Below are 12992 nucleotides of genomic sequence, written 5' to 3' on the forward strand. Positions count from 1 at the left end.
TTGAACGCGCCGAACGCGGTCGACCGTCGTCGCAGCCCTCGTCGCCGTCACCCTCGATCTTGCATGACGGTCTGCCGACGGAGTCGGCAGACCGTTTCCGTTTCCGTGGTTGATGGTGGGCAACCCGGTGGCCCGGCTGACATGTCGGGTGGGCGCCGAGTTCCACGTCGATCTGTCGATCTGTCGGCCTGTCGGCTTCGTGGTCCGGAGCCGTCAGCGGTCGTCGTGGCCTCCGTGCGAGCCGCCGCCGTGGTGGTCGTCCCGGCCGTCGTGCGAGCCGCGCCCGTGGTGCCGGCCGTCACCGGCGGGGTCGTCCGCACCGTGACCCCGCGCACCGCCGCGGTCGTCGCCCGCCGGGTCGTCCGCGCCGCGGCCCTTCACACCGCCGCGGTCGTCGCCGGCGGAGTCGCCGGCGTGGTGCCGGGCCTCGGGGCCACGGTCGCCGGACCGGCCGTGATGCGCGGTCGGGTGGTCGTCGGCGTGCGGCCGGTCCTCCACGGCGGTGCCCGGCATGCCCTGGGTCGCCCGTACGGTGGCCGGCTCCCAGGACGCGCTGAACGGCCGGTTCGACCGGCTCGACCTGCCCGAGGACGGACGCGTGGTCCAGGTCGTCGACTCGGCCGGGCGCGTGCTGGGCGCCGGTGCCGCCCTTGCGGGCCGTGCCCACGTCGCCGACTACGCCCCGGCCGCGGACAGCTCCGCCGCGCCCGTGTCCACCGCGCCCTCGACCCCCACGGCACCGGCGTCCGCAGCGCCGTCCCCATCGGGGTCGGGAGCGGCATTCGTACCGCCTTCCCCATCGGTGTCCGGGACGGCAGGCGCGACCGGTACGGCCGCGCACGCGAACAGCGGTGCGGGCGTTCCGGGTAGCGCGCTCGCCGCCGTGTACGTCCCCGTCGGCACCGGGATCGTCCGCACCGTGGTCCCCGTGGACGACCACGGGGGCCGAGGCAAGGGCGGTGACGATTCCGGCGGGCGCGGCGGGAGCGACGACGGCCCCGCCGCGTCGGACGGGAGGACCAGGGAACCGACCGGTGACGACCACGGCGGCAGCCGAGGGGAGGACGACGGCTCCGGGAGCGGCGGCGGCAGCGAGGACAGCGGGAAGGGCGGAGCCACCCGCAGCCCCCCGCGCGGCAAGGTCGGCACCAATGTACAGCGGCGCACGATCCGGGCCACCGTGGCCGGCGCGACCCACGACTACAGCTTCGCCGCCGTACAGGGCACCACCTACGACGGCCGCACCTACACCGTCTACGCGGGGATCTCCCTGGAGGAGGAGCAGGCCACCCTGGACCAGGTCACGAAGTCGCTGCTGACCGGCCTGCCGTTCCTGCTCGCCGTCGTGGCGGCCGTGACCTGGCTGGTCACCCGGCACGCGCTGAGGCCGGTGGAGGGCATCCGCGCCGAGCTGGCGGAGATCACCGGGAGCGGCCACCTGTCCCGCAGGGTCCCGGAGCCCCGGTCGGGGGACGAGATCGCCCGGCTGGCCCGCACCACCAACCGGACGCCGGCCGCCCTGGAGAGGTCGGTCGAGCGGCAGCACCGCTTCATCGCCGACGCCTCCCACGAACTGCGCAGCCCCATCGCCAACTTGCGCACCCAACTGGAGGTCGCCGACGCGCACCCGGAGCTGTTGGACACCCACGACCTCGTCCAGGACGTCGCGCGCCTGCAGTACCTGGCCACCGACCTGCTGCTCCTCGCCCGGCTGGACGCCGGGGAGAGTCCGGCCGGCGCGCGTCTCGGCCTCGCGGACCTGGTCCGGGAGGAGGTGGCCTCGCGGGCGGCGACGGACCGGTTCGCCCCCGCCGTGACGCTGGAGGGCGAGTCGCTCGCGGTGACCGGCAGCAGGACGCAACTTGCCCAGGTCCTCGCCAACCTCCTGGACAACGCCCAACGGCACGCGGCGGGCGCCGTGGAGGTGACCGTGGCCGTCGAGGGCGACGACGTCGTCCTCACCGTCGGCGACGACGGTCCCGGGGTCGCTCCGGAGGACCGGGAGCGGGTCTTCGAGCGGTTCGTCCGCCTGGACGAGGCCCGAAGCCGCGACGCGGGCGGTGCCGGTCTCGGACTGGCCATCGCCCGGGACGTGGTGCTGCGGCACGGAGGCTCGCTCACCGTCGGGGGTGTCCCCGGCGAGGGAGCGGTCTTCCGTGCCCGGCTTCCGCGTGCGAAGTGACGAGCACGGTTGACATCCCCGCGGGGTCCTGCGTGCCCTACCGCACGCGCGAGGCCGGCACCACGCTGCGGCGGGCGGCGTCGTGCTCGACGCCCTCGCGCAGCCGGGTCACGGCCGCCCTCGCACGCGGGGCCGCCGCCGCGCGGGTGCGTGCGCCGCGGCCGCGTACGCGTAGGGGGAACGGCTCAGCGGGACACGGCTTTCCGGCGTCGCGCCATGGCGCGCAGCGCCGGCAGCGCCGCGGCCGCCAGGAGGACCACCGCACCGCAGACGATCGCCGCCGTCCGCGCGAATCCCAGGCTCTCCCCGGCGTGCGGCGCCGACTCCGCAGGGGACGCTCCGGTGAGGCTCAACACCGGGGCGGGGTGCTCCGGTTCGGGCTTGCCCTCTTCGGCCGGCTGGTCCCAGGAGACGACCTCGCCGTCGTCGTACCGCTGCTTGGTGACGAAGGTCAGCGCGTCCACGCCGGTGGGGACACGGTCGATGTGCACGACGAAGTCGGCCCCGTCCTCGCCGCTGATCGCGCCGCCGGACCAGCCGACGGTGCCGCTCCCGCCGCCGGGTGCCTGCTGCTGCGCGGTCCACCCCTTCACCTGCTCCGCGCGCATCCCCCGCACGCCCTTCGGTGCCTCGATCCACACGCCGACGGTGCGCGCGTCGTCCTTCTCGTTGGGCACGTGGAACGTCATCCGCACGTCCTTCGCGCCCGGCTTCACCTCGTCCTCGGAGTGCACGTGCACATGCGCCCGGGCGGGGACCGCCGTCACCATGAGCAGGCCCGCGGTCAGCAGGGCCGCGGCCATCCGGGCCGGCCACCGGAGAAACGTCATCGTGATTCCTCTCTCGGCATCCGTGCACGCTGGTCACGGACGACAGGGATCGTGGGAGCGGCCGGCCTGGATCCGGCGCGGGACGGTTCTGTACGGCGTCGGCGGCGGACCGCGCCCTGACGCCGGGTGTTCCGGGGCCGCACCCGCTTGGCGGGGACGGCCGGTGTGCGGCACGGTGAAGCGCCGCCTCACGCGGGCGGATTGGTGACGACCATGGCCGCCGTGACGCTCAGGACGAGGACCCCGACGAGCAGTTCCGCCACCAGGCCGCGCCGGAGGGTGCGTACGTGCGCCGTGTCCGGCAGCACGGCAGGCGCCGGCGCGACCAGTGTCACCGTCGCCCCGGTCCCGCCAACGGGTGCGGCGGCAAAGGAAGTCGGTGCCGGGGCCGTCGTGTGCCGGCGCAGCCAGCGCCGGGCGACGCCGCCGAGCGCGACGACCACGGCCGCGCCGGCCGACTTCAGGAGCAGCAGCCGGCCGAACCGGGTGCCGAAGAGGGCGCCGGCGGTGCCCACTTCACGCCACGCCTGGAAAGTGCCTGTCACGACGAGCACGGTCACGCCGGCGAACGCGAGCCGGGAGAACCGGGGCAGCACGGAGGCCAGCGCGGTGACGGCTCCCGGCCTCGCCAGGACCGCCGCGGCCAGCGCGAGTCCGCCCAGCCACACGGTCATCGCGGCGAGATGGGCGAAGTCGGCGGCCAGGGCGAGGAAGGTGTACCGCCCGTCGACGGAGTGGCCGGTCACCGGCCACGTGCCCCACAGGACCACGGCCGCCGCGGTCGCCACGAGGGCCGCCGCCCTGGCCCGCCGGCCCGGCGTGCCGGCCGCAAGGATCGCGAGCACGGTCGCGGCGCCCAGGGCGAGAAGGGCGTAGAAGCGTACGGCGTAGGCGTGGTCGGCGAGCGCCGCGTGCTGGTGGGCGCCGGAGCCGGACCAGGCGTCCGACAGCGGCCGGCCGTCGGCCCAGACGGCGTGGACGGCCAGGACCGCGAGGGTGCCGGCGGCCAGCAGGCCGAGCCCCGCCCACACCAGGCTCCGGGTGCCGCGGTCACGCAGCCCGGCGGGCCACAGCCACAGGACGACCAGCAGCACGCCGGGCCCGAGCGCGAGTCCGGCGTAACCGGCCGCGCGTGACACGCCGAGGAGGCGGCTCGCCCACGCGCTGCCGGAACCGCCGAGCGGCGGGACGACGCCGACGACCCGGCTGGTCCTGTGGAGGGAGAAGCGGAAGGTGCCTGCCACGGGATGTCCGTCGGCCGACGTCACCTGCCAGGCCACGGTGTACGTGCCCGGGTGCAGGCCGCCGGGCAGGGCGGTCCGGACGACGGGGCCGGGCCGGTCGCCGGGGTGGCCGCCGAGGTCCACGCGACGCATGTGGTCGTCGAACACGCGCACCGCGTTCTTCCGAGCGTTCACCGGTTGCCGGAACGTCAGTGCCGCCTGGGCGGGCGGGCCGGACAGCACCTCGCCGGCGGCGGGATCGCTCGACCGTACGCCGGTGTGCGCGGAGGCGGGCCCGGCGGACGCGGCCGCCAGGCAGAGAACAAGGCAGAGCATGGTGATGATGCGGCGCATCCGTTCCCCCCTGGGTGCCCTTGAGACGCAGCGCGTCCAGGGTGGGTCCCCGCCGCCGCCTGCGGCAGCCTCGCCTTTGGGGGTGCGACCCCCTCAAAACGAGGGGTTCAGGTGCGCAGCGGCAGCACGGTACGGACCTCGGTGCCGCCGTCGGGGCGTTCGGTGACCGTCATCCCGCCGCCCAGTTCGGTGGCCGTGTCCCGGAGGAGCTGCAGGCCGAGGTGACCGGTCTTGCCGAGTGCGTCTCCAGGGCCCTTCCCGTCGTCCGCCACCCGCACCAGCAGCCGCTCCCCGCCGCCGGCGACCTCGATCCAGGCGTGCCGTGCCTCGGCGTGCTTGAGGACGTTCGTGACGCACTCCCGCGTGCAGCGGTAGACGAGAGCGGCGAGGTCGGGCCCGAGCGCGGCCCGGACCTCGACGGTCGTGGTGACGCCGAGGCCCTCCCTGCGCAGGCGTTCGGCGAGCAGTTCGACCGCCTGCGGCAGACCGTCCTCGGTCAGGTCCGGCGGATAGATGTCCACCATCATCGTGCGCAGTGAACCGACGGCGCCGCGCAGGACCTCGCCAACCTTGTCGAGCATGCCGTCGGCCGTGGCGCCGGCCCCCGGGGGCAGTGCGCCGCGGACGGCCGACAGGGCGTATCCGGCCCCGGCGAGGTCCTGCACCACTCCGTCGTGCAGGTCGCGGGCGATCGCGCGCCGCTCCCGCTCGGAGGCGGTCAGAGCCTTGCCCAGCAGTCGGCTGCGTTCCGCGTCCGCCTTGCTGACGCGGCGCAACAGGTGTACCGAGACCGGAAGTTGAGCCGCCAGCAGAAGCAGCAGCGCCACGATGGAGAAGGGCACGAGGGTGTGCATCAGCTCGGTCCGCGCGACCGCGACGCGGGCATCGGTGGAGTACACCTCGAGCGCCAGCCGTTCACCGGAGTCCAGGTCGAGCGGGACGTAGACCTCCACGAGGCGGCGGTCGCCGCGGGCTTCGGTGACGTTCTCCTCGTCGGACAGGTCGGACAGTTCGGCCCAGCTCGCCCGCCCGTCGATGGTCCTACGCACGTCGTCGTTCGCGAAGGACATCCCGATGGCGTGGTGCTCGTTGGAGTACAGGACGTCGCCCTGCCGGTTCCACACCTTCACCCGGACGACGCCGGCCTCGTCCTGCCGGGCCCTGACGGCCTCGTCCAGCCGCGTCCGTGCGGAAATGTCCCCGCGGAGCAGCGCCGGCATGGCCGGCTTGAAGATCACGTTGCCCATGAGCTGCGCGGAGCGGGCCGCCTCGGCGAGCGCGGTCCTCTCCGCGATCGAGTCGGCGGCCACCACGGCGCCCGCCCCGACGACCGTGAAGGCACCCACTCCGATGAGCACCATCGCGACCAGCGCCCGCCGGACGGTCCTGCTGCCCCCCGTCTCCGCCGTGGAGCCGCCACCCGTCCGGTCAGCCATCGGTGCCCGCCTCGACGAGGCCGAGCCGTTGTGCCTTGACGACGGCCTCCAACTGCGAGCGCACCCCGAGTTTGAGGTGGATCGCCTTCACGTAGCCGCGGCAGGTGTTGACGCTGATCCCCAGCAGCCGGGCGATCGCGGCCGGCGCCATGCCCTTGCCCATCAGGCCGAGCACCTCGGCCTCCCGGGCGGTGAGACTGGCCGCGCCGGGCTCGTCGGTGACCCGGGGCCGGCCGGCGTCGCCGAACATCGACGCCGACACCAGCATCGACCCCTGCCGCACCTCCCGCAGAACGGTCAGCATCTCCTCCAGCGATCCGGACTTGGGCACGAACGCGCTCGCGCCCGCCTGGGCGGCCCGCACCACCCAGTCCGGGTCGCGGTGCGCCGAGACGATGACGACGATCGCGCTCGGCGCGGCCTCCCGGACCCGCCGGGTGACCTCCAGTCCGCTCTCCCGGCCGAGCGAGATGTCCATCACCACCATGTCCGGGCGTTCCCTCGCGGTCAGTTCGACCGCCGCCGACCCGGTCGCCGCGCATCCCGCGCAGTCGAAGTCCGGCTGTGATCCGAGCGCGAAGGCCAGCAGCTCGGCAAACGTCCGATGGTCGTCGACGATCAGCACGCGCGTCGGCGACGAACCCCTGTGTTCCCCCATGTTCCCCCCACCGGGCGGGCCGCCATCGTTGCCGGTCCGCAGGAGACATGGAACCACGGCATGTGGGGAAAGGCCCATTAGTTGTGCAGGAATGGTGCTTTTTCCGGGTGGCCGACCCCTCTGGTTTGGGGATGGCTGTGACGCCCGGGACCAGGCACCGTTGAACCATGCCGATTCGCCTGCTCGTCGTGGACGACCACCAGCTCGTGCGGGACACCCTGGCCACCGTCCTGGGCGCAAGCGCGCTCCTCGACGTGGTGGGCGTGGCGTGCGACGGGGCGGAGGCCGTCGCGGCGGCACTGCGGCTCGCGCCGGACGTGGTGCTCATGGATCTCGTCATGCCGGTGCTGAACGGCGCCGAAGCGACCCGGCGGCTGCTGGTCCTGCGGCCCGGCACCCGAGTCGTGGTGCTGACGTCCGCGGTCGGCGGACGGCTGGAACAGGCGGCCCTCGACGCCGGGGCCTGCACGGTGCTGCACAAGGACGCCGGGATCGACGCGGTGCTCGACGCGATCGTGGCGGTGGCGCCGCGGGCCTGAGCCGCCGGGCGGGTCGCTCCCGGTGTGCGGCGGGCGGCGGGCGGCATGTGGCCGACGGCGAGGGCGACGGGCGGCATGTGGCCGACGGCGAGGGCGACGGGCGGCATGTGGCCCCCGTGGCGGTACGCGGGTCACGGGTCGTGCCGGCCCCTGACGCGGATCACGCTCACGGCGCCCCCGGACGCGGCCACCAGCGCAGCAGCACCCGTCCCCGCACCTCCCCGGCGGGCACCGGGCCGAACTGCCGGGAGTCGACGGAGCGCCGGCGGTTGTCGCCCAGGACGAAGACGGTGCCGTGCGGCACGTGCGCGGGCCCGTAGTACAGGCCGTCGAGGGCCCGCCGGTCGATCGCCGGTTCCGTGACGGGACGGCCGTCGACCGTGAGGACCCCGTCCTCGATCCCGACGGTGTCACCGGCCACCGCGGCGACCCGCTTGACCAGCCGCGAGCCGCCGTGGTCGAACACCACGAGGTCTCCGCGCCGGGGCGCTGCGCGCCAGTAGGCGCGTTCGTCGACGAGCAGGTGGTCGCCGGCACGGAGCGTCGGCTCCATGCTGGCCGACTCCACCCGTACGGGCTCCAGCAGGAGGCCGCCGGCCACGCAGGCCGCGGCCACCGCCACGCACACGACGGCCCGGCGCCCGGCGGCCCGCGGTACGGCACCTCGCCGTACCGCGGGCCGCCGGGGCGGACTCACCCGAGCAGGCCGGTCAGTCCGAGTGTCCACAGGACCGTTCCGATGACGAGGAGCGCGTTGACCGCCCGGGACCGGGCGCGGCCGGAGAGGGACCGTACGAGCACCAGCAGCGCGGCGAGCCGCGCGCACAGCGCGGCCGTCAGCAGCGGGTCGGCCTCGACCGGCCGGTTCTGCTGTCCCAGGGTCACGCCGGTACTGACGGCCACCACGTACGAACCGATCAGCAGACCGAGCGCGAGGACCGCGCAGAGCGCCGCGGCCGTGCCCCGCGAGACCCACACCTGCCGCGCCGCGACGAGCTGGACGACGGCGGCCAGCAGGAAGGGCAGGGCCCCGGCCAGGCCGTGCGCCACGCGCTGCTGGAAGGCGACCAGGTCCACGGCTGCCGCGGCCATGCAGAGCAGCGACGCGACGTGCGGGGTGCGGAGGCCGCCCACGAGACCCGTACGGCTCACCGGCACCGCCCCTTCGGCCGGTGGCGCCTCAGGCGAGGGTGTCATCGTCGCCTCCCAGCTCGGGGGCGGACCCGGTCTTCGCCGGGTCGGCGTAGACCGGGTGGTGCTCGGTGCTGGGCGGTCCCACCCGGAACTGCGCCATCATGTCGTGGTCCTCGTGCACGAGGTTGTGGCAGTGGATCATGTAACGCCCGGTGTGCGGGCCGAACTTGACCGCCACCCGCACCGTCTCGTTCTCACCGACGTACACGGTGTCCTTGCCGCCGAGCTCCCAGGGGCTGGGTGCCCTGCCGTTGCGGTCCAGCACCTTGAAGTCGACCAGGTGCACGTGGACCGGGTGGAACCAGCCGCCGGACTTGTTGACGAACTCCCAGATCTCGACGTCCCCGAGTCCGGGGTCGGCCCAGACGTACTCGTAGTCGGAGGCGATGACGTCGGCCCAGGTCTTGCCGTTGACGGTCCAAATTCCGTTCTTGCGGATGAACTCGAACGTCCGGGTCTTCTTCGCCATGGCGGCGGTGAGGTCCATCGCGGGCGCGTTCGGGTTCAGCAGGTCCGGGATCGCGTTGCCCGACAGGTCGGTGGGGTCGTCGGCGACGTCGAAGGCCATCACGTCGCCGGTGGTGTCGAAGTCCTCGACGTTCGGCACGCTCAGGTTCTTCAGGACCACCCGCTGGCCGATCCTGTACTTGGCGAAGTCGATGATGACCTCGTACCGTTCGGCCATGCCGTGCCGGTAGCTGGTCGCCGAACGGGGCTGCGGCATCAGCCCGGCGTCCGTCCCGATGAAGACGAACGGGTCGCCGGTGCTGAGCGCGAACCTGAAGCCCCGCGCGATCGCGCAGTTCAGGATCCGGAAGCGGTACTTGCGCCGCTCGACCTTCATCACGGGCCAGGGCCGGCCGTTGACCAGGATCACGTCACCGAAGAGTCCGGAGTGCCCCTCGTCGTCGTACAGCAACTGCCCGTCGCGGTCGAACATGGCGTCGCGGATGAGCAGCGGCACGTCGTACCGGCCCTTCGGGATGGGCAGCGACTGCTCCAGCTCGTCGTGCATCGTGTACATCGCGGCGAGGCCCATGTACGCGTTCTCGGCGGTGTGGTGGGCACCGTGGTCGTGGTACCAGAGCGTCCGGGCGTCCTGGAAGTTCGGGTACCGGTAGTCCTTGTACTGGCCGGGCCGTGTGATGTCGCTGGCGTAGCCGTCGTACTCCGGCAGCGATCCCGAGCCGTGCAGGTGCACCGAGGTCCACGACTCGTACCCCAACCGCGGCTGCACCGAGGGGAGTTCGTTGATCTGCCGTACGACGGCCGGCCGGCCCCGCGTGGCCCGGATCGTCGGGCCGCCGAACGTCCCGTCGTACGACCAGGTCTCGGTCCTCATGCCGGGCAGGATCTCCGTCACCGCGCTGCGCATGCTGACGGTGTAGTAGTCGGTGGTGCTCGACCGCTTGGTCGGAACCGCCTCGGGCGGCACCGTGAACGGCACGGTGAACGGCTTCGGGAACTTGCTGACCGCGATCCGGTCGGAAGCGGTCTTGGCGCGCGCGACGCGTTCGAGTGGCAGCGCCAGGGCCGCCGACGCGAGGACGCCGAACTTCATCACATCACGTCTGGACAACGTGTTTTCGTGCATGTGCGTGCTCACCCCCATGGTGGGCCGCCGAAGCGGCACTCGGGCCCTGCTCTCCCCCTGGAGTCGCGGATGCCCGTGTTCTTTTCTCGGTGCTGATCGGTGCTGATCGGTACTGCTCGGTACTGGTCCGTACGCGGTGGGTCATGTGCGGCGCCGCACATGACCCACCGGCGGCGCGATGCCCGTTCGGGTGGACGGGCTGTACGCCGGTGGTGCTCCCCGGCCGTGGGGCCCGCGGTGCTCCTGAATGCACCGCTGAGGAGAGGCGCCCAGGCGGGAAGGCAAGGAGCGGGCAGCCGGTGGAGGGGGGTCCACCGGCTGCCCGGTAGGGAACAGGGCGGCCGGTGAACCGGAGGGCTCCTACGGCTGTCCTGTCCTGGCCGGCTCCCCGGCCGGCGGGTTCGTTGAGGGAACGGACACCGCCTGCCGGGGCACCGGTCGGTCGGTCGGTCGGCGCTGTTGCGAGAGTCCCGTCGTCCGTCGCCGGGCAGACGGGACCTCCGCGACAGGCCCTAGCTGTTCGGCACGGTCACCGGTCCCAGGGTTCCGCCCTTGTCGGACGAGATGTGGACGGGGGACGGGTTGCTCGTCGCGGCACTGCCGGTCCTCAGGCGCAGGCTCCAGGTCCCGTTGACCGCGCCCGCCGCGGCCGGCTGCACGATCACGTCGGTGGCGAAGACCGGACCGGTCGGCGACCCGGAGCGGAACGTCAGCGACGCGCCGGGGGCGGATCCGGTTCCCTCGAGCCTGAGGTCTCCGGACTTCCACTTGGCGAGGGTGATCGCGATCTTGTCGACCGCGGGCACCTTCGGGGTGACGCCGGCCGGCGTCGACGCCGCGCCTCGGCCCACGTCGTTCACGGCGACGACCGTCACGGTGTACTTCGTGTCGTTCGTCAGCCCGGTGAGGAGCAGGCTGGACGCGCTGGGCCCGGCCGTGGCCGTGACCGGCGTCCCCGAGGCGGGCGTCGCGGTGATCTCGTAGCCCGTGAGGGGCGACGTGCCCGGATCCTCGGGCGCCGACCAGCGGACCGTCGCGCTCGCGTCGGAGCCCTGGACGGTGACCCCCTGCGGGGCGCCCGGCGCCCTGGTCGACCCGAACGTGTACTTCTCCATCCTGGCCTGCGAGGCGTTGCCGGCCGGGTCGAAGGCCACGTACCGCAGGGTCTTCGGCCCGTCGGACGCCGTGAGCTCGATCGGCCCGGTGTACAGCGTGGCCGCAGGCCCGGCGGTGCCCGCCTCCAGCGGGTCGGAGCCGTCGAGCGTGTAGTAGATCTCCGAGCCGGTCTCGTCGGCGCTGAGGGTGACCTGCGTGTCGCCCGTGTAGAAGCCGCCGGCGGGCTTCGCGGTCACGGTCGGCGGCGTGGTGTCGCCCGACGGGGTGTTGCCCCGCAGCGCGGGCGGCCAGGACTCGCCGGTCTCGCTGAACGACCTGACCTCGACGCGCTTGCCGTTGATGGAGCCCGGCAGGGTCGCCGAGGTCGCGTCCGGATCGTTGACGCGGACGCCGACCTCGCTCTGCACGCTGTTCCTGCTGAGCTGGTCGACGGCTCGCACGGTGTATCCAAGGATCCGCGCGGCGCCGGGGACGGGCTGCGGCGGGGTCCAGCTCACGGACGTCGAGTCGCCCTGGTCGTGCACCTCGACGTCGGTCGGCGAGGCCGGCCCCTGCTGCGACGGGCCGGGCGGGCAGCCGCCCATCCCGGGCCCGCCCACCTCGCCGAACTCCGAGATCGTCACGCCCTGGGTGTTGCCGTCGGAGTCCTGGTCCTGCCAGCTCGTCGCCATGTACAGACCGCCGGCGGCGGTGGCGGCCGTGTCCGCGTCGAGGAACTCGTAGGTCGCGGTGAACCTGCCGTCGGCCACCTGCAGTCCGGAGGCGTAGCCGCCCTTCGGCGCGTTCGTGAGCGGGCCGGGCGCCGCCCGCACGTCGCGCCGTGCCACCACCGTGTTGCGCAGGGCCGATTCGACGATCCGCTGTTCCAGGAACGTCGGATCGACCCGGGGCCCGAGCCGCCCCTGGATCACCAGGGTGGTCGGCGTGGTCAGGGTGCCGCCGGTGACACCGAGGTCGAGGGTCGTGGCGTCGGCGGCCACGGTGCCGCCGAACTTGACCGACACCACGTCCCCGGCCCGGATGTCCGGGGTCACCTGGGGGCCGCCGCCCGCGCCCCAGCACAGGCCGCCCGGGTGATTGATCTCGATGGCCGGGTTGCCCGCCGCGATCGAGGCCGCCGCGGCCATCGTGCCGGTGGCCGAGCCGAGGACGCCGATGCCGGGGCGCCGCACCTCGACGGTCACCTGCTCTCCCGCGTGCTCGGAGAATCCGTCGACGGAGACGAAGTCCCGGTCCGGGAAGATCGTGATGTTGTCCGGGAAGACCGGAACGGCGGCCTGGGCGGTGACGGGCGCCAGCGAGGCGCTGATCACCACGCCGGAGATGACGAGGCCGGCGGCGGTACGCTTCCCTCTGCCCCCGCCCCGCGCGAACTTGCTCATGACGACATCCCCCTCTGTGGCGACACACGGACCGACCGGCGCCGGGCGGTCGGCCGCGATGAGCGGGTTCCAAGGTCCCCGATTCCCGTACACCGCGGCAGCCTCGTCTTGGGCACCCCCCTATCCCCAATCTGGAGGGGTCGCCCCTTCCCACGGCGTGCCGCGGGGCGACGCGAGCGGATGGTCCGGGGGAGGCGACTCGGCCACACCGGTTGAAGGACGGCGGTCACGTCCGCTTCCGGGCCGGTTGCCGCGCCGATGTGTCCGGCTCTTCGGCCTGCCCCCAGGGGATTGACAGACCGGGTCTCCCCGCGCAAGGCGCTGACGGCGGGCCGGGGCGGAAGGGGGTTCCGTCCGGCGCGCCGTCCGCGCTGGTGATCCCGCGCAGGCCGTCAGCAGCCGATGGGGGTGGAGCCGACGGCCACATCGTCGAACCAGAGCGTGTCCTCGCCCGTCCCGTAGCTCTCCCAGCCCAGGCGGAGGG

General features: G+C 73.6%; 11 protein-coding genes and 1 pseudogene. 2 read left to right on the top strand and 10 right to left on the bottom strand.

Features of this window, described 5'->3' with window-relative positions; translation table 11 throughout:
* Nucleotides 1–213: 213 nt before the first annotated feature.
* The gene (locus C1I97_RS04055; protein WP_111001843.1) at nt 214–513 is read right to left on the bottom strand and encodes a hypothetical protein; all 300 of its coding nucleotides are present in this window, start codon (nt 511–513) and stop codon (nt 214–216) included.
* Between the two features lie 550 nt (nt 514–1063).
* Between C1I97_RS04055 and C1I97_RS04060 the strand changes: the two are divergent.
* A pseudogene (locus tag C1I97_RS04060) lies at nt 1064–2182 on the top strand (sensor histidine kinase); the annotation flags it as partial.
* Between the two features lie 185 nt (nt 2183–2367).
* On the opposite strand, the gene C1I97_RS04065 reads toward C1I97_RS04060, so the two are convergent.
* The 4 genes from C1I97_RS04065 to C1I97_RS04080 form a co-directional block, all read right to left on the bottom strand.
* Nucleotides 2368–3012, bottom strand: coding sequence for a DUF1775 domain-containing protein (locus tag C1I97_RS04065; RefSeq protein ID WP_111001844.1), 645 nt, complete (start codon nt 3010–3012; stop codon nt 2368–2370).
* A 188-nt stretch (nt 3013–3200) separates the two neighbouring features.
* Entirely contained in the window at nt 3201–4589 is a 1389-nt protein-coding gene (locus C1I97_RS04070) for a copper resistance CopC/CopD family protein (protein WP_111001845.1), read from the bottom strand.
* 107 nt (nt 4590–4696) lie between these two features.
* A complete protein-coding gene (locus tag C1I97_RS04075) occupies nt 4697–6025 on the bottom strand; it encodes a sensor histidine kinase (RefSeq protein ID WP_146608152.1) in 1329 nt (442 codons plus the stop codon).
* On the bottom strand, nt 6018–6683 hold the full coding sequence (locus C1I97_RS04080) for a response regulator (RefSeq protein ID WP_181446551.1): 666 nt from the start codon (nt 6681–6683) through the stop codon (nt 6018–6020). The genes C1I97_RS04075 and C1I97_RS04080 overlap by 8 nt, the downstream gene beginning before the upstream one ends.
* 167 nt (nt 6684–6850) lie before the next feature.
* Here C1I97_RS04080 and C1I97_RS04085 point away from each other — a divergent pair, with 167 nt between their 5' ends.
* On the top strand, nt 6851–7222 hold the full coding sequence (locus tag C1I97_RS04085) for a response regulator (RefSeq protein WP_111001848.1): 372 nt from the start codon (nt 6851–6853) through the stop codon (nt 7220–7222).
* Between the two features lie 166 nt (nt 7223–7388).
* On the opposite strand, the gene lepB is transcribed toward C1I97_RS04085, so the two are convergent.
* The 5 genes from lepB to C1I97_RS42640 all read right to left on the bottom strand — a co-directional run.
* A complete protein-coding gene (gene lepB / locus C1I97_RS04090) occupies nt 7389–7919 on the bottom strand; it encodes a signal peptidase I (RefSeq protein WP_220040785.1) in 531 nt (176 codons plus the stop codon).
* Nucleotides 7916–8419, bottom strand: a complete 504-nt coding sequence (locus C1I97_RS04095) for a hypothetical protein (protein ID WP_146608153.1) — start codon at nt 8417–8419, stop codon at nt 7916–7918. Before C1I97_RS04095 ends, lepB begins: the two co-directional genes overlap by 4 nt.
* Nucleotides 8403–9995, bottom strand: coding sequence for a multicopper oxidase family protein (locus C1I97_RS04100; protein WP_220040786.1), 1593 nt, complete (start codon nt 9993–9995; stop codon nt 8403–8405). Before C1I97_RS04100 ends, C1I97_RS04095 begins: the two co-directional genes overlap by 17 nt.
* A gap of 527 nt (nt 9996–10522) precedes the next feature.
* Nucleotides 10523–12508 carry a fibronectin type III domain-containing protein gene (locus C1I97_RS04105; RefSeq protein ID WP_111001850.1) on the bottom strand — a complete coding sequence of 662 codons (1986 nt, stop codon included), beginning with the start codon at nt 12506–12508 and terminating at the stop codon, nt 10523–10525.
* A gap of 392 nt (nt 12509–12900) precedes the next feature.
* A partial coding sequence (locus tag C1I97_RS42640; RefSeq protein ID WP_369008351.1) for a hypothetical protein occupies nt 12901–12992 on the bottom strand: 92 nt, incomplete at its 5' end.

Origin of the sequence: Streptomyces sp. NTH33, from assembly GCF_003236365.1 — a bacterium.
Taxonomy (GTDB): domain Bacteria; phylum Actinomycetota; class Actinomycetes; order Streptomycetales; family Streptomycetaceae; genus Streptomyces.